Source organism: Phenylobacterium sp., from assembly GCF_030698145.1.
In the GTDB taxonomy this organism is placed as follows: Bacteria; Pseudomonadota; Alphaproteobacteria; order Caulobacterales; family Caulobacteraceae; genus Phenylobacterium.
In genome coordinates this window covers 69,732-85,085 of sequence record NZ_JAUYNW010000070.1, presented here as the reverse complement: position 1 = coordinate 85,085, position 15,354 = coordinate 69,732, and the positions used below count along the sequence as shown (strand labels likewise).

The window sequence follows — 15,354 nt, the reverse complement described above, 5'->3', positions numbered from 1 at the left end:
GTTACGAAACGTAACATACGCGGAGCGACCAGGCCGTCAAGCGTCCTTTGGGCATGCGATGAACAGGGAAGGATCTGTGTGCCCGCCAAGCGGATGCCTCGCGAGCAGCGGCGGACCCAGCTTCTGGAAACCGCCTCGGCCATCGTGCGCGCCGAGGGGACCGACGCCCTGACCCTGGCCCATCTGGCGGAGCGGGCCGGTGTCACCAAGCCCATCGCCTACGAGCATTTCGGCACCCGCGCCGGCCTGCTGATCGCCCTCTATCGCCACTATGACGACCTCCAGGCCCAGGCGACCCAGGCGGCCCTGGCCAGCCGCGCCCGGACGCTCGAGGACGTGGTCGCCATACTGAGCGCGGCCTATGTGGACTGCGTGCTGACGGCGGGGCCCGAGTTCGGCGCCATCGCCGCGGCCCTGTCGGGCGCCCAGGAGATGGAAGGCTTCCGCGAGGCTCTGCGCGACGGCTATGTCGACCTCTACGGCCAGGCCCTGTCGCGGTTCGTCGACCTGCCCGGCCCCGACGGCCGCGCGGTGCTGCTGGGGATCATCGGCGCCGCCGACGCCCTGTCCTATGCCGCGGCCAACGGGCGGATGGCGCGCGCCGCGGCGGTCGGCGCCCTGTCGCGGATCATGCTGGGAGCGGTGTCTCCTGGGGCCGAGGCGCGCTGAGCCGCCACGCCGTCCAAACCCCCAGCATCGAAACCGGCAGGATGGACGCGAACACCCAAAGGCCCGCCGCGCGGGCGCTGGCCTCCGACAGGCCCTCGGCGAACCCGACCAGATTGGCCACCGCCGCCGCCGCCGCCGCTCCGACCGCCGAGCCGGTGAGCCTGACGGTGGTCATGCCGGCCGCGCCTATGGCCCGCTCGTGGTCCGGCAGCGAGGCCAAGACGGCCTGGCTCATGAAGGCCCAGGAGAGGCCGAAGCCACCGCCCAGGAACAGGCCGGCGACCACCACGCCCGGCACCGAGCCGAGGGGGAAGACCAGCGCGCTGAACCCCACCCCCAGGGTCGCCACCACCGCGCCCAGACGGATCATCCGGTTGGGCCAGGCTCCGGTCAGGTGCGCCACGGCGAGCCCCAGGACCGTCCAGGCCGCGGCCTCGGCGGCGATCACATAGCCCGCTTGCAGCGCCGAGAGCCCGGCCAGGTTCTGCAGGATCGCCGGCCCATAGATCGAGAAGCCCATGGAGGCCGCGGTCAGCAGGAACATGGTGGCGAAGCCGGAGCCCGCCATGGTCGTCAGCCGGGCCGATCCCTTGGGCAGCAGGCGCACGACCGACCGCTCGTCCAGCCAGACCATGGCCATCAGCAGGCCGACGCCCAGCACGACCAGGGCCGCGGAGCGGGCGAAGTCATGGACGATGTCGGCCAGGCCGATGGCGGCGACCCCGGCCGCGATCAGGCCGAGTTGCGGCCAGGCCACCCGGCTGTCGCCGGCCGAACGCTCGCCCGCCGGCAGCATGACGTAGGCGGCCCACGCGACGGCGACCGCCTGAATGGCGAACATCCAGAACACCCAGCGCCAGGCGCCCAGGTCGGCGAAGACGCCCCCGATCAGCGGGCCGAGCAGGCTGGCCACGCCCCAGATCGCCGTGATCGAGGCATAGACCCGCGGCAGCAGCCGGTCGGGAAACAGGAGGCCGATGGCGACCGAGCAGAAGCCGACCACCCAGCCCCCGCCCAGGCCCTGTAGCAGGCGCCCTACCAGGAAGCTGGCGATGTCCGGCCCCGCCGCGCTCATGGCGCAGCCCAGCGCATAGAGCAGCGCCGCGGCCGCCGTCGCCCGGCGCAGGCCGAAGCGCAGGGCCAAGAGGCCCGAGCTCGCCCCGGCCAGCACCGAACCCAGCAGGAACCCTGCCGTGGCCCAGCCGAAATAGGCGTAGCCGCCCAGGTCGGCGCCGACGCTGGGCATGATGGTGGCGGTGACCATGGAGTCGGCGGCGCTGATCCAGACGCCCAGGCAGATCAGCACGAAGCGCGGCAGACGGCCGTCGCCCAGCACATCGGCCCAGCTTCCGTCCGCCCGCGCCCCTGCCGTCATTTGACAATCTCCGCCTTTACAAATTCGAGGTAGACCTGGCGCTCTAGTTTTGCAACTATATACTTGTCAAATGCGCACGACCGCCGACCAGATCCTCCTGCTCTTGAAGAGCAAGGGCCCCGCCCAGACCGGCGCGCTGGCGCAGGCGGTGGGTGTGACCCGTCAGGCCGCTCGTCTGCAAATGGAAAAGCTGGCCGCCGAAGGCGTCGTCGAACACACACTGGAACGCGCGGGCGTGGGTCGGCCGCGGCGGTCGTGGTCGCTGACCGCCCTCGGACACCGACGCTTCCCCGACACCCACGCCCAGATGACCGTCGAACTGCTTGACGCCGTCCGCGGCGAGTTCGGCGAGGCGGGCCTGGACCGCCTGATCAAGCGGCGGGAGGCGGCGACCGAGGCCGGCTATCGCAAGGCCCTGAAGGACGCGGCCACCCTCGAGGCGCGTCTGGAACGCCTGGCTCAGATCCGCGCCGCGGAGGGGTACATGGCGCAGTGGAGCGCGCGCGACGACGGGTCTTACCTGCTCATCGAGAACCACTGTCCGATCTGTGCGGCGGCCACCGCCTGCCAGGGCTTCTGCCGTTCAGAGCTGGCGCTGTTCGAGATGATGCTGGCCCCGGCCAGGGTCGAGCGCGTCGAGCACATCCTGGCGGGAGCCCGGCGCTGCGCCTATGTCGTGACCCCATGGACATCGTCGACTTCGCAGCCCTGACCGACGACCAGCGCCGACAGGCCGCGCGGGTGCTGACCGCGGCCTTCGCCCATGTCGGCGCCTATGGAACCGGCCCCGACGGCGCGGCGGCTGAGATCGAGACCTTCTTCACCAACCCGGAACGCTTCGCCCTGGCCGCGATCGAGGACGGCGTCGTGCTGGGTGTGGTCGGTGGGATCGACACCTATTCCCATGGGCTGGAGTTGCACCCCCTGGCGGTCGTCCCGGCGCGCCAGGGCCAGGGGATCGGCGCGGCCCTGCTGGCCGCCCTGGAGGCCCGCGCCGCGGCCATGGGCAAGCTGACGGTCTATCTGGGCACGGACGACGAGGTCGGCGGCACCAGCCTGTTCGGGGTCGAACTCTTTCCCGACGCGTTGGCCAAGCTGGCGACCATCGCGCCAACCACCGGCCACCCGTTCTTCTTCTACCGCCGTCACGGCTATGAGCCGGTCGGGCTGATCCCCGACGCCAACGGCTACGGCAAGCCCGATCTCTGGATGGCGAAGCGGGTCGCCAAACCCTAGCCCCGTCCCGGGATCGGCAACTGAAAGTCCGGCGACCAGTGCGTCGCCGTGCCTGACACCACGTACCAGGTGATGAACAGGGCGCAGATCAGGGCGCCCGGCACATAGGAATTGGTCCGGCGGTAGGTGAAGACCGCGATCACGCCGACGATGGCCAGCAGCGGCACGAACTGGATGCCGATGATGGTGTTCAGCGGTTCGGCCATGGCCAGGACGCCGGTGGCGAACAGGCTGGCGTACTGAATCGCCTCGAGCACCACGAAGCCCAGGCACATGGCGAGCGCAGCGGCGACATACTGTCCCTTGCCCTCGCCCTTCACGGCGAGATTCGTGTGCAGCGCGCGGAGCGCGACCAGGAAGAACAGGGTCCAGAGCGGCAGGTAGGCCAGGGCGTAGGTGAGGTGCAGGCCGTCCAGCGGCTTCAGGCCCAGCACCCAGAACCGGTAGTCGACGGCCCACAGGGCGTCGACCAGGGCCAGTGAGGCGTAGCCCACCCCGACCGTCGCCACCGCGATCGCCGCGCTCCGGAGCCAGTCGGTGCGGAACGCGGGCTTGGCGGCCTTCAGGACCAGGCCCAGCACCAGGGTGATCACGGCGTTCACCAGCGCCCAGACCAGGAGCTGGTTGGTGATCCATTGCGGGAAGACCGGCAGCGGGAAGAACAGTTGGCCGACCTTCATCAGCGGGAAGAAGGTGGCGGCCGGGATCACGGTCGTGAGCACGAAGGCCAGCCACCAGCGGCGGCCCTTGGTCTCGGCCGCCGGTTGGGCGGGTTGGGCCAGGCCGGAGAACCAGGGCGCGGCCAGCAGAAGTTGGAACGCGCCCAGCATCAGCACCACCAGTCCGGCGAAGCCGACCAGCGTGCCGACCTCCTTCCATATCCAGATCTGCTGGGTCGGCGGCAGGGGGTTGGCCTCCCCGTCCAGGGTCTGCTGGAACCAGTCGATCGCCGGGGCGACGCCCGCGACCGAGAAGTGCTCCCACGGATGGGTGATGGCCGGATTGTGCAGCACGCGGGCCGTACCCGCGCCGATGTCGCCATAGACCTGACCCTCGACGACAGGCGCGCTCGTCCGGAGCAGGGCCTGCAACGCCTTGGACTTGGCGATGTCCGACCCCTTTTCGACCTGCCACATCAACTGGGCGAACTCATCATAGCCGCCGAACACGATGGCGAGGTTGCGAAGCTCGACCTTGGATTGGCCACCGAACACCGCGCCGATGGCGGGCGTCGAGCCCTCCAGCACCACCGACTTGTAGCCCGCCGGGTCCGAGGCCGCCGCGCCGACCACCGGACCGCCACCCAGGCTGTGGCCCTCCAGGCCGATGTTGGCCTTATCGACCTGCGGCAGGCTCTTCAGGTAGCGCAGAGCCGCTGGCCCGCCGAAGTCGTTGCTGCCCACGATGCCGGTCGAATAGCCGTGGCCGGACTGGTCGATGGACAGCACCACGAAGCCGCGCCGGGCCAGTTCGATGGCAAAGGCCGATTGCATCTCGCGGGTGTTGATATAGCCGTGGCTGAGTAGCACCGCCGGCGCGGGATTGGCCGCGGTTGCGCCCGACGGCGTGTAGACCAGGGCCGAGAGCGTCGTGCCCTTGTCGCCGGCGAAGCGCACGTCGGCGACGGTTATGCCGCCCGAGGTCTGGATCGTATGGGCTAGCAGCGATCCGGCCAGGATCAGCAATACGCCCGCCACGAATGGCAGCCAGGTCTTCCGCATCGTCGCCTCCCCAGACGCACCTTGTTCTTGGCGGCGACTATGGGCGCCTCGGGGGCGGCGCGCCAGGACTTCGAAGGCGCCGGTTTTGACATCGATGTCCAAGAACAGCGCAAAATGCGGGGTGGGCGGAGCGAACTGCTCGGTCGCGCCTCACGTTGACGCTAGGACGGCTTTTCCATCTCCGTTCCGACATCCAAAGCTGCTAGGAGCGGATTGAACGAGGGAGAGAAACGGCCGATGGCCTTCCAGGGCGTCGCCATTCGCGGACAGCGAAGCCTGCTGCGTCAAATCCGCGAGGCGCTGGCCTCGGGCGGACCGGCCCAGGCGCGCCTGGACACGGTGGTGCGGATCATCGCCCGCTCGATGGTGGCCGAAGTCTGCTCTCTCTACATGCGCCGGGCGGCAGGCGACATCGAGCTGTTCGCCACCGAGGGCCTCGATCCCGAAGCCGTCCACGTGACGCGCCTGAAGACCGGCGAGGGGCTGGTCGGCGAGATCATGCGCCTGGGCAGGCCGCTCAACCTGTCGGACGCGCCCAACCACCCGGCCTTCTCCTATCGTCCGGAAACCGGCGAAGACCCGTTCCACGCCTTCCTGGGCGTGCCCCTGCTGCGTGGCGGCCGCGCCATCGGCGTGCTGGTCGTCCAGAACCGCACCGAGCGAGTCTATGTCGACGACGAGGTCGAGGACCTGCAGATCGTCGCCATGGTTCTGGCCGAGATGGTGGCCGGCGGCGAGCTGATCTCCGAGGGCGAACTCAAGGGTGTCGAGCTTGCCCCCCACAAGCCCGAGCGATTGAAGGGCGCCAAGTTCGCCGACGGCCTGGCGCTGGGCGTGGCCGTGCTGCACGAGCCGCCGGTGGCGCCGTCGCAATTGCTCGCCGACGACGTAGTAGCCGAGGAGGCGCGGCTCGAGACCGCCATCGCCAGCCTGCAGGCCCAGATCGACGAGATGCTGGACGGCCAGCACGGCCTGCTGGCCGACGTCTCCTACGAGGTGCTCGACACCTACCGCATGTTCGCCCACGACCGAGGCTGGAACCGCGGCCTTCAAGACGCGGTACGCAACGGCCTGACCGCTGAGGCGGCGGTGGAGCGCGTGCGCTCCGAGCATCGCGCCCGCCTTGGCCAGGCCCGCGACGCCTATCTGCGCGAGCGGCTGCACGACTTCGAGGACCTGGCCGACCGGCTGCTGCGCCACCTGTCGGGCGACGCCCATTCGGCCCGGGAGCTGCCTGAGAACGCCATCCTGATCGCGCGCAACCTCGGCCCCGCCGATCTGCTTGAATACGACCGCACCAAGCTGAAGGGCCTCCTGCTGGAGGAAGGCTCCTCGGCCAGCCACGCGGCCATCGTCGCCCGCGCCCTGGACATCCCCTGCGTCGGCCGCCTGTCGGGCCTGCGCGACCGGGTCTCGGAGGGCGACGCCGTCATCGTCGACGCCGAGACCGGCGAAGCCTATCTGAGGCCCCGCCCCGACGTGGTGAAGTCGCTCAAGGCCCGGCTCGACGTCCGGCTGCAGCGGCGCGCGGAGTTCGCCAAGCTGCGCGACACCCCGGCCTTCACCCGCGACGGCGCCAAGATCACGCTGCTGATGAACGCCGGCCTCGACGTCGACCTCGACATCCTGGTCGAGACCGGCGCGGAGGGCATCGGCCTGTTCCGCACCGAGTTCCAGTTCATGGTCGCCGAGGAAATGCCGCGCTTCAACGCCCAGACCGCGCTCTACGGCCGGGTGATGGACGCGGCCGGCGACATGCCGGTGACCTTCCGCACACTCGACCTCGGCGGCGACAAGGTGCTTCCCTACATGGAGGCCGAGCGCGAGGAGAATCCGGCGCTGGGCTGGCGCGCCATTCGCATGGGCCTGGACCGGCCCGGCTTGCTGCGCCTGCAACTGCGCGCCCTGATAGCCGCCGCCCAAGGCCGGCCCCTGAGGATCATGTTCCCGCTGGTGGCCAGCGTCGACGAGTTCCGCGCCGCCCGCGCCCTGGTGGACCACGAGGTGGCCTGGGCCCAGCGCCGTGGCCGCCTGGCGCCGTCACGCCTGGACGTCGGCGCCATGATCGAGGCTCCGGCCCTGATCTGGCACCTGGACGCCCTGCTGCCCATGACCGACTTCGTCAGCGTCGGCACCAACGACCTGATGCAGTACCTGTTCGCCGCCGACCGGGGGAATCCGCGGGTGGCCGACCGCTACGACTTCCTGTCGCCGCCGGCCCTGCGCGCCCTGGAGACCATCCAGCGAGCCTGCGCCGAGACCGGCACCCCCGTCTCGGTGTGCGGCGAGATGGCCGGCCGGCCGCTGGAGGCGTTTGTCCTTGTGGCGCTTGGATTCGAGCGACTTTCCATGCCGCCCGCCGGCGTCGGACCGGTCAAGCAGATGGTGCTGTCCTGCGACCGCGAGGCCGCCCGCCGCGGCGTTTCGGCCCTGATCAAGGGGTCCGCCGGTTCGATCCGCAACGAGATCGAGACGCTCGCGCGTAAATTGTACCTCGCCATCTAAGGCTGGCCCCGCCTGCAGCTTGGCCATTGGCCACAATTTCGGTCTCGATTCATCGCCAGAAGACCTCGCCGACGGGCCGGGCGGCCGACCTCGACGACTTCGCCGCGACGCAACAGCGCATTGAATTTTGGGGCCAAATCTGCTAGTCGCAACAGACTGTTAAAGAGTGCGTGCTATCAGGTCGGGCTGTCTTCGCGCGCCTCTGGTCGCGGATGATGAAAGGGGCTGCGGGTAGCCATGGCGCTCGATACTGGCCGGGTTACGAATCTGCATTTGCGGAGCGACGAGCCCGTCGAACTCGGCCCGGTTGAATCCAACATGCCCACCTTGAGCAGCGGCCCCAATATTGGCGCGGCCCTGAAAGCGGTTCGCGAGTCATGCGGCTTGACCGTGGAGCAGCTCGCCGACATCACCCGCATTCGCCGCAGCTATCTGGCCTCCATCGAGGAAATGCGGCTGGAACAGCTCCCGTCACGTCCCTTCACGATCGGCTATGTGCGCGCTTACGCCAACGCCCTGGGCCTGGACGGCGAAGCCGCCGTCGACCGATTCAAGGCCGAGGAGCCCACCCCAGACACCGCCCTCCGCGAGCCCGTGGGCGTCGGTCACGAGAAAGACCCCCGGCTGACCCTGATCCTGGTGGTCGGCACGGTGCTGGTCGGCGCCATCGTCCTCTGGAACGTCGCCCGGCGGACCATGGACGACCAGACCCCGCCCGCCCACGCGGCGCCGCAGTCGGCCCCGGTCAGCCAGGACGCGGCGCCGCCCGCCGGCCCCCTCGCTCTGGGCGCGCCGCTACCGGCTCCGGTCGAGTCAACCACCCCCGCCCCATACGAGACCCCCGGCCTGGCGGACGCGACCGCCGCGGGCGGCTCGTCCGACGCAGTAGAGGCCGCCAAGCAGGCGGCCAAGGCCAACCCGCAGGCCCAGCCGGAACAGCCCGTCGAGACCCTTCCCGCCACCTTCGCCGCCAACGGCGCAGTCTATGGCGCCGAGCCCGGCGCCTCCGTCGTCACGTTGCAGGCCCGCAAGTCGGCCTCGCTGATCGTGCGCGGCGCCGACGGCGCGGTCTACTTCGCCCGCCAACTCTCGGCGGGGGAAGCCTACCGCGCTCCGGCGCTGAAGGGCCTGACGATCGAGGTTTCGGATCCGGCCGCCGTCCAGGTCTTCGTGGGCGGCCAATCCAAGGGCCTGCTGCCCGCCACCACCGCCTCCCTGGAAAAGTTGGCGCTTTAGAACGTGACAGCCTGAAGTGGATGCCGGTTCAGGCGGCCGTCACGCTCTAGACTTTTGAAGATGGACACTTTTCATCCGGGCAGATGATTCCTTCTGACCCGGAAAGGGTCTAGCGCCGCCCTACGGCTTCAGATCCAGCGCCGCCCGCTGGCTGCCGTCCATGTAGAACGGCGTCGAGGCGTGCTCGTGGACGATCCGCCAGGCGCCCTCGATGCGGCGCAGGCAGACCGTGGAGCGGAACCACAGATCGATCTCGGCGCCGTCGGCCTTGGTCCCGCTGATCTGGTTCAGCGAATAGCTGAACGCCACGTCGCCCTCGGCCACCACCGTCAGCTCCCCGAGCCGGTAGGAGATCGGGCTGCGCCAGGTGGCGAACCATCGCTCAAGACCCGCATGGTCATGGCCCCTGCCCCCGGCATGGGCGAGCGGGGGGTCGAGATCGTAGGTCACAACGTCCTCGGCGAGTGGCGCGACCACCGAGGAGGTGTCGCGGGCGTGAAGGGCGTCGGCGCGGGCCTGCAGCAGGGCGCGGATCTGTTCTGCGGCGGTCATGTAGAACTCCTGGTTCGAAGGGCATGTCGCCCCGGGGGTGTCGCCCCAAGGACGGCCGCCGGCGCCAGGCGCCCGACATTTCGCGCGACACATTTGTGATCCATGCGCCCACAGGCTTGGGGTTTGCCGTGAAAGGCCCTATTTTCCGGCCGCCATGACCGCCCAAGATCACACCCATCTCCGCCCCTGGCGCGCCATCGCGCGCCGCCCTTCCCGCAAGATCCGGGTGGGGAATGTCGAGGTGGGGGGCGACGCGCCGATTACGGTCCAGTCGATGACCAACACGCTCACGGCCGACGCCGCGGCGACAATCGACCAGATCCGCCAGCTGGAGGAGGCCGGCGCCGACATCGTCCGCGTCTCCTGCCCCGACGAGGCCTCGACCGCGGCGCTGAGCACGATCGTCAAGGCCTCCAAGGTCCCGATCGTGGCCGACATCCATTTCCACTACAAGCGCGGCATCGAGGCGGCCAAGGCCGGCGCGGCCTGCCTGCGGATCAACCCCGGCAATATCGGCAATGCGACCCGCGTCCGCGAGGTCATCCAGGCCGCCCGCGACCATGGCTGTTCCATGCGCATCGGCGTCAACGCCGGGTCCCTGGAGCCGCACCTGCTGGAACGCTATGGCGAGCCTTGCCCAGAGGCCATGGTCCAGAGCGCGCTGGACCACGCCAAGATCCTGCAGGACCACGACTTCCATGAGTTCAAGATCAGCGTGAAGGCGTCGGATGTCTTCATGACCGTGGCCGCCTACCAGCAGCTGTCCGAGGCCATCGACTGCCCGCTGCACGTGGGCGTCACCGAAGCCGGCGCCCTGCGCAACGGCACGGTGAAGTCGGCCATCGGCATGGGTAATCTGCTCTGGGCCGGCATCGGCGACACCATCCGTGTCAGCCTGGCCGCCGACCCGGTGGAAGAGATCAAGGTCGGCTTCGACATCCTGAAATCGCTGGGCCTGCGCCACCGCGGCGTCAACATCATCGCCTGCCCGTCCTGCGCGCGGCAGGGCTTCAACGTCATCAAGACGGTCGAGACCCTGGAAGCGCGGCTGGCGCATATCTCCCAGCCCATGAGCCTGTCGATCATCGGCTGCGTGGTGAACGGTCCGGGGGAGGCCCTGATGACCGACATCGGCTTCACCGGCGGCGGCAAGGGCGCCGGCATGGTCTACATGGCCGGCAAGGCGCACCACAAGATGGACAACGAAGCGATGGTCGAACACATCGTCCAGTTGGTGGAGGCCAAGGCCGCCGAGCTCGCCAAGGCCCAGGACCAGGCCCTGGAAGCCGCTGAGTGACCAGCCGCCCGGGCGCCCGCCACGGTCGAAACAATCCGAACATTGCACGGATGTCACAAAAATGACGCCCGCGTCACCCTTGCGCCAAACGCCAAGGCTTGCTTAGGTTCGCGGCCTAATCAGGGAGGGACACCATGTCCGCGGACGGCAACTGGAAGATCACCATCAATTCGCCTATGGGCGCGCAGGAAGTCGAGGCGGCCATCACCACCAGCGGTGACACCTTCACCGGCTCCACCAAGGGTCGCATGGGTGAGCAGACCATCGAAGGCAAGGTCGACGGCGATACGCTGACCTGGTCCACCTCGATCACCCAACCCATGCCCATGACGCTGGAATTCTCGGCCACAGTGGCCGGCGACAGCATGACCGGCAACGTCAAGCTGGGCGCGTTTGGTAACGCCCCGCTGACCGGCGTTCGCGCCTAAGCAACTTCACGGCAACGACCTGAAGGCCCTCGCCTTGCGGCGGGGGCCTTTTCGTTTGTTTGGCTTCTTGGCGTGGGAGCGTTAGAGGAGGCCTCCCATTTTCCTTCGGTGATCAGACTCCGTGCGACTTCCCCAGGCCAGACTGGACCAGGTGCTCGACCGCTTCCGCGAGATCGAGGCGCGGATGGAAGCCGCCACCGACGGGACCGAGATCGTCAAGCTCTCCAAGGAGCACGCCGAGCTGAAGCCGGTGGTCGAGGCGGTCAGGGCCGTGGCCCGGGCCCGCGACGAGCTGCCGGAACTCGAGGAGATGGTCAAGGCCGGCGACCCGGAGATGGCGGGGCTGGCCCAGGAGGAGCTGCAGAAGCTGAACGATAGCCTGCCGGAGCTCGAGCGCCAGGTCGCCCTGCTGCTGGCCCCCAAGGACAAGGACGAGAACGCCTCGGCCATCTTGGAGGTCCGCGCCGGCACCGGCGGCGACGAGGCCGCCCTGTTCGCCGGCGACCTGTTTCGCATGTACCAGCGCTACGCCCAGGCCCAGGGCTGGCGGGTGGAGATCGACTCGGTCTCCGAGGGCGAGGTCGGCGGCTACAAGGAGATCATCGCCTCGATCAACGGCGACGGGGTGTTCGGCAAGCTGAAGTTCGAGAGCGGCGTCCACCGCGTCCAGCGGGTGCCCGACACCGAGGCCGGCGGACGCATCCACACCTCGGCCGCCACCGTAGCCGTGCTGCCCGAGGTCGAGGACGTGGAGATCGACATTCGCGACGCCGACCTGCGCATCGACACCTACCGCTCGTCCGGGGCCGGCGGCCAGCACGTCAACAAGACTGACTCCGCGGTGCGCATCACCCACCTGCCCACCGGGATCGTGGTGACGTCCTCGGAAAAGTCGCAGCACCAGAACCGCGCCCGGGCCATGAAGGTCCTGCAGGCGAGGCTCTATGACCAGCAGCGCGAGGCGCTCGACAGCGCCCGCGCCGACGCCCGCAAGAGCCAGGTGGGGTCCGGCGACCGCTCCGAGCGCATTCGCACCTACAACTTCCCGCAGGGCCGGGTGACCGACCACCGCATCAACCTGACGCTCTACAACCTTGCCAAGGTGATGGAGGGCGAAGGCCTCGCCGACGTGATCAATCCGCTGATCGCCGAGGATCAGGCCGCCCGGTTGGCGGCGTTGGAAGACGAGTTCGGTTGACGCCATAGCGCCTTGCGCACGCGCTGCGCCTGACGCTGGCCGTCGGTCCAGGCGCGGCTGGCGATCTTGCTGGCGTCGAAGTGGAAGGCCAGGCCCACGGTGTCGGCCATGGCCGCGCCCCGCGCGCCCATCGGCTGTTCCGGGCCGGTGGTGGAATCCAGCGCCGTCTGGTGTTCGATCTCGGCGTTGAGCTCCGCGCCGATCAACACGACCATCACGGAGAACCAGATCCACATCATGAATCCGATCACCGCGCCCAGCGACCCGTAGGTCACGTCGAAATGGGCGACGTTGTTGACGTACCAGGAGAAGCCCAGCGAACCGCCCAGCCAGAAACAGGCGGCGAGCACGCCGCCCAGCGAGACCCAGCGCCATCGGGCCCGGGCGCGGCAGGGGGCGTAGCGATAGATCATCGAGAAGGCCGCCGCCGCCACGCTCAGCAGCACCAGCCAACGCAGGGGGATCCAGACCCCGGCCAGGGCGCGCAGGCCCAGCCGCTCCAGGGCCAGCGGCGCGGCCACCAGGATCGCCGTCATCACCACCAGGAACACCAGGGCCCCGAAGGTGAAGGTGTAGGTCAGCAGGGTGCGGGTGACGATGTTGCGCGTCTCCTCCTCGTCATAGGCGACGTTCAGGCCCTCGAAGAGCGCCTTCATCCCCGCATTGGCCGACCAGATCGACAGCAGCAGGCTGACCAGGAAGGCCAGCGAGAGCGAGGCCTGAGGGCGGGTCGCCAAGCGCACCATCTGATCGCCGACGATGCTGACCACCTCGCGCGGGAACACCGTCGCCATCTCGGTGAGCTGCTGCTGGACCGCGCCGAGATCGGCGAAGATGCCGTACAGCGAGACGAAGACTCCGATGGCCGGGAACAGGGCCAGCGGGGTGTAGAAGGTGACCCCGCCCGCCACGGCCGAGAGCCGGTCGCGGCCGATCTCCTGATAGGTGCGCCAGGCGATATCCTTCCAGCCGCGCGGCGGGATGCGGTGGGGACCATGGGCCAGGCGCCCGCGGCCGGGCTCGGTTGCGTCGAAGGCATGCGGCGTGGCGGTGGCCTCGACGCTCATGCCTGGCCTGGAGGCCAGCCCACGGCGACGCCACAGCTCCGCCATGGCGGCCAGGCCGACCCAGGGCGCCATCTGCAGGGCCAGCCGCCCCGCACGGTGACCGATCCCTCTCTCCCTAGGCAAGCTCGCGGCCTCCGACGTCGGTTGCACGGCTTGAACACGTCAGCCCTGGCGCCGTTCCTCGCCGCGACTTCGGCGATCCCACGCTTGAATTGCGCCAAGCGTTGCGGCTACCAGGGACCATGACCGGTCACATCGCCGCCCTCTATCGCCATCCCGTGAAGGGATTCACGCCCGAGCGCCTGGGTCATGCCGACCTGACGTCAGGCGGACCGTTCCCCTGCGACCGGCTCTATGCGGTGGAGAACGGGCCCTCGGGTTTCAATCCCGCCGCGCCGGCCTTCATCTCCAAGCAGAAGTTCACGGTCCTGGCGGCCATCCCCGAGGTCGCCCAGGCCCGCACCGCCTATGACGAGGCGAGCCACACCCTGAGCGCCAGCGCGCCCGGCCAACCGGACTTCGAGGGCCCGATGGCCGACGAGGCCGGCCAGGCCGCCTTCACCGCCTGGCTGGCCGCCTTGCTGGGCGACGCCGCGCAGGGTCCGCTGCGGGTCATCCAAGCCCCCGGCCACCGGTTCATGGACCATCCCCTGGGCCACGTCTCGATCATCAACCTGGCCACGGTTCGCGACCTGGAGGCCCGGATGGGCCGGCCGGTCGATCCCCTGCGCTTCCGGGGCAACGTCTATGTCGAGGGCTGGCCCGCCTGGGTGGAGAACGAGTGGGCCGGCCGTGAGCTGATGGTCGGTTTCGCCCGGGTGAAGGTCTATAAGCCCATCGTCCGCTGCGCTGCGACCCATGTCGACCCCGCCACCGCCGAGCGGGACATGGACGTGGTCAAGGCGCTGTTCGACAATTACGGCCACATGAACCTGGGCGTCTATGTCCACGTCACCGACGGCGGCCGGCTGACCGTGGGCGACGCCTGCACCCAACCGGAACCGCCGCAATGAGCCTGAACCTGCTGCAGGCCTGGCAGACCGCCAAGGCCCGGCTGGAGGCCGCCGGCCTCGCCGGTCCGGTCATCGACGCGCGGCTCATGGTCGAGGCCGCCGCCGACGCCACCCGCGCCGACATCGTCACCGATCCCTATCGCCCGCTGACGGCGGAGCAGGAGGCGACGCTCGCCGACTATCTGGACCGCCGCGAACGCCGCGAGCCGGTCAGCCACATCCTCGGCCGCAAGGGCTTCTGGAAGATCATGCTGGCGGTCACGCCCGATGTGCTGACCCCGCGCCCCGACACCGAGGTGATCGTCGACTATGTGCTCAAGGGCTGGCCCGAGCAGATGGCGTTCAACATCCTGGACCTGGGCGTGGGCTCGGGCGCCATCATCCTCTCCATCCTGGCCGAGCGGCCGGCGGCCAAGGGCCTGGGCGTCGACGTCTCAGCCGAGGCCCTGGCCGTGGCCCGCGAGAACGCGGCCAATCTGGGCCTGGCCTCACGCCTGGCCCTGCTACGCGGGGACTGGACCTCGGGCCTGGGCGACGCAAGCTTCGACGTGGTGGTCTCCAACCCGCCCTATATCGCCACCAAGGTGATCGAGACCCTCGAGCCCGAGGTGAAGGACCACGAACCGCGCATCGCCCTGGACGGCGGGCCGGACGGACTGGACCACTACCGCCGTCTTGCGCCCGAGATCCTGCGGGTGCTGAAGCCCGGCGGCATGTTCGCCGTGGAGATCGGCTACGACCAGAAAGACGCCGTCGAAGCGCTGTTCACAGCGGCCGGCGGACACGACGTCTGGACGATCAAAGACCTGTCCCTCAACGACCGCGTGGTGGTCGGCACGAAAAACCCCTTGGAAACCCGCGCCTGAATCGCTAAGTCTTTCTCCTGTCTCCACCCAATTCGCCGGGTTTCGCACGTTCTGGGACCCAGAACGGACAACGCCTCGGCAGGCGCGCGGATCGCGTGTCACGCGCCTAAAGGTCAGGGCGGACGACGGGGAACACTTACGTCTTCAACACGGATTTCGGGCGATGTCGCCCGACCCAAGGCGAGAGGATA

The 15,354-nt window shown here is 69.1% G+C and carries 14 protein-coding genes; 10 read left to right on the top strand and 4 right to left on the bottom strand.

Translation table 11 applies throughout. The annotated features are described in order from the left end of the window. Window positions 1-78: 78 nt before the first annotated feature. On the top strand, window positions 79-669 hold the full coding sequence (locus Q8Q77_RS10620; RefSeq protein ID WP_305583545.1) for a TetR/AcrR family transcriptional regulator: 591 nt from the start codon (window positions 79-81) through the stop codon (window positions 667-669). Here the strand turns inward: Q8Q77_RS10620 and Q8Q77_RS10615 are convergent. Then, window positions 629-2,044 (bottom strand): MFS transporter, encoded by a 1,416-nt coding sequence (locus Q8Q77_RS10615; RefSeq protein ID WP_305583544.1) that lies wholly within the window; start codon window positions 2,042-2,044, stop codon window positions 629-631. The two genes, Q8Q77_RS10620 and Q8Q77_RS10615, sit on opposite strands and share 41 nt — an antisense overlap. A 70-nt stretch (window positions 2,045-2,114) precedes the next feature. Here Q8Q77_RS10615 and Q8Q77_RS10610 point away from each other — a divergent pair, with 70 nt between their 5' ends. Both Q8Q77_RS10610 and Q8Q77_RS10605 read left to right on the top strand, forming a co-directional pair. Next, on the top strand, window positions 2,115-2,756 hold the full coding sequence (locus Q8Q77_RS10610; protein ID WP_305583543.1) for a metalloregulator ArsR/SmtB family transcription factor: 642 nt from the start codon (window positions 2,115-2,117) through the stop codon (window positions 2,754-2,756). Then, window positions 2,729-3,280 (top strand): GNAT family N-acetyltransferase, encoded by a 552-nt coding sequence (locus Q8Q77_RS10605; RefSeq protein ID WP_305583542.1) that lies wholly within the window; start codon window positions 2,729-2,731, stop codon window positions 3,278-3,280. Before Q8Q77_RS10610 ends, Q8Q77_RS10605 begins: the two co-directional genes overlap by 28 nt. Here the strand turns inward: Q8Q77_RS10605 and Q8Q77_RS10600 are convergent. Next, on the bottom strand, window positions 3,277-5,001 hold the full coding sequence (locus Q8Q77_RS10600) for an alpha/beta hydrolase (RefSeq protein WP_305583541.1): 1,725 nt from the start codon (window positions 4,999-5,001) through the stop codon (window positions 3,277-3,279). The genes Q8Q77_RS10605 and Q8Q77_RS10600 overlap by 4 nt on opposite strands. A 237-nt stretch (window positions 5,002-5,238) precedes the next feature. Between Q8Q77_RS10600 and ptsP the strand changes: the two genes are divergently transcribed. Both ptsP and Q8Q77_RS10590 read left to right on the top strand, forming a co-directional pair. Continuing rightward, complete coding sequence (ptsP, locus tag Q8Q77_RS10595) at window positions 5,239-7,506, top strand: phosphoenolpyruvate--protein phosphotransferase (protein WP_305583540.1); 2,268 nt, start codon at window positions 5,239-5,241, stop codon at window positions 7,504-7,506. Between the two features lie 237 nt (window positions 7,507-7,743). Next, the gene (locus tag Q8Q77_RS10590) at window positions 7,744-8,742 is read left to right on the top strand and encodes a RodZ domain-containing protein (protein ID WP_305583539.1); all 999 of its coding nucleotides are present in this window, start codon (window positions 7,744-7,746) and stop codon (window positions 8,740-8,742) included. 120 nt (window positions 8,743-8,862) lie between these two features. Here Q8Q77_RS10590 and Q8Q77_RS10585 read toward each other — a convergent pair whose 3' ends face one another. Then, window positions 8,863-9,294 carry a nuclear transport factor 2 family protein gene (locus tag Q8Q77_RS10585; RefSeq protein WP_305583538.1) on the bottom strand — a complete coding sequence of 144 codons (432 nt, stop codon included), beginning with the start codon at window positions 9,292-9,294 and terminating at the stop codon, window positions 8,863-8,865. 154 nt (window positions 9,295-9,448) lie between these two features. On the opposite strand from Q8Q77_RS10585, the gene ispG reads away from it, so the two are divergent. From ispG to prfA, 3 genes are all read left to right on the top strand, one after another. Beyond that, window positions 9,449-10,591: a flavodoxin-dependent (E)-4-hydroxy-3-methylbut-2-enyl-diphosphate synthase gene (gene ispG, locus Q8Q77_RS10580; RefSeq protein ID WP_305583537.1), complete on the top strand. Its 1,143-nt coding sequence runs from the start codon at window positions 9,449-9,451 to the stop codon at window positions 10,589-10,591. Window positions 10,592-10,725: 134 nt separating this feature from the next. Next, the gene (locus tag Q8Q77_RS10575) at window positions 10,726-11,019 is read left to right on the top strand and encodes a hypothetical protein (protein WP_305583536.1); all 294 of its coding nucleotides are present in this window, start codon (window positions 10,726-10,728) and stop codon (window positions 11,017-11,019) included. A gap of 121 nt (window positions 11,020-11,140) precedes the next feature. Then, a complete protein-coding gene (gene prfA / locus Q8Q77_RS10570) occupies window positions 11,141-12,217 on the top strand; it encodes a peptide chain release factor 1 (protein WP_305583535.1) in 1,077 nt (358 codons plus the stop codon). On the opposite strand, the gene Q8Q77_RS10565 is transcribed toward prfA, so the two are convergent. Beyond that, window positions 12,175-13,407 (bottom strand): YihY/virulence factor BrkB family protein, encoded by a 1,233-nt coding sequence (locus Q8Q77_RS10565; protein WP_305583534.1) that lies wholly within the window; start codon window positions 13,405-13,407, stop codon window positions 12,175-12,177. The two genes, prfA and Q8Q77_RS10565, sit on opposite strands and share 43 nt — an antisense overlap. Window positions 13,408-13,526: 119 nt before the next feature. Here Q8Q77_RS10565 and Q8Q77_RS10560 point away from each other — a divergent pair, with 119 nt between their 5' ends. Then, on the top strand, window positions 13,527-14,297 hold the full coding sequence (locus Q8Q77_RS10560; protein WP_305583533.1) for an MOSC domain-containing protein: 771 nt from the start codon (window positions 13,527-13,529) through the stop codon (window positions 14,295-14,297). Further along, window positions 14,294-15,163: a peptide chain release factor N(5)-glutamine methyltransferase gene (prmC, locus tag Q8Q77_RS10555; RefSeq protein WP_305583532.1), complete on the top strand. Its 870-nt coding sequence runs from the start codon at window positions 14,294-14,296 to the stop codon at window positions 15,161-15,163. Before Q8Q77_RS10560 ends, prmC begins: the two co-directional genes overlap by 4 nt. The last annotated feature ends 191 nt before the right edge of the window (window positions 15,164-15,354 follow it).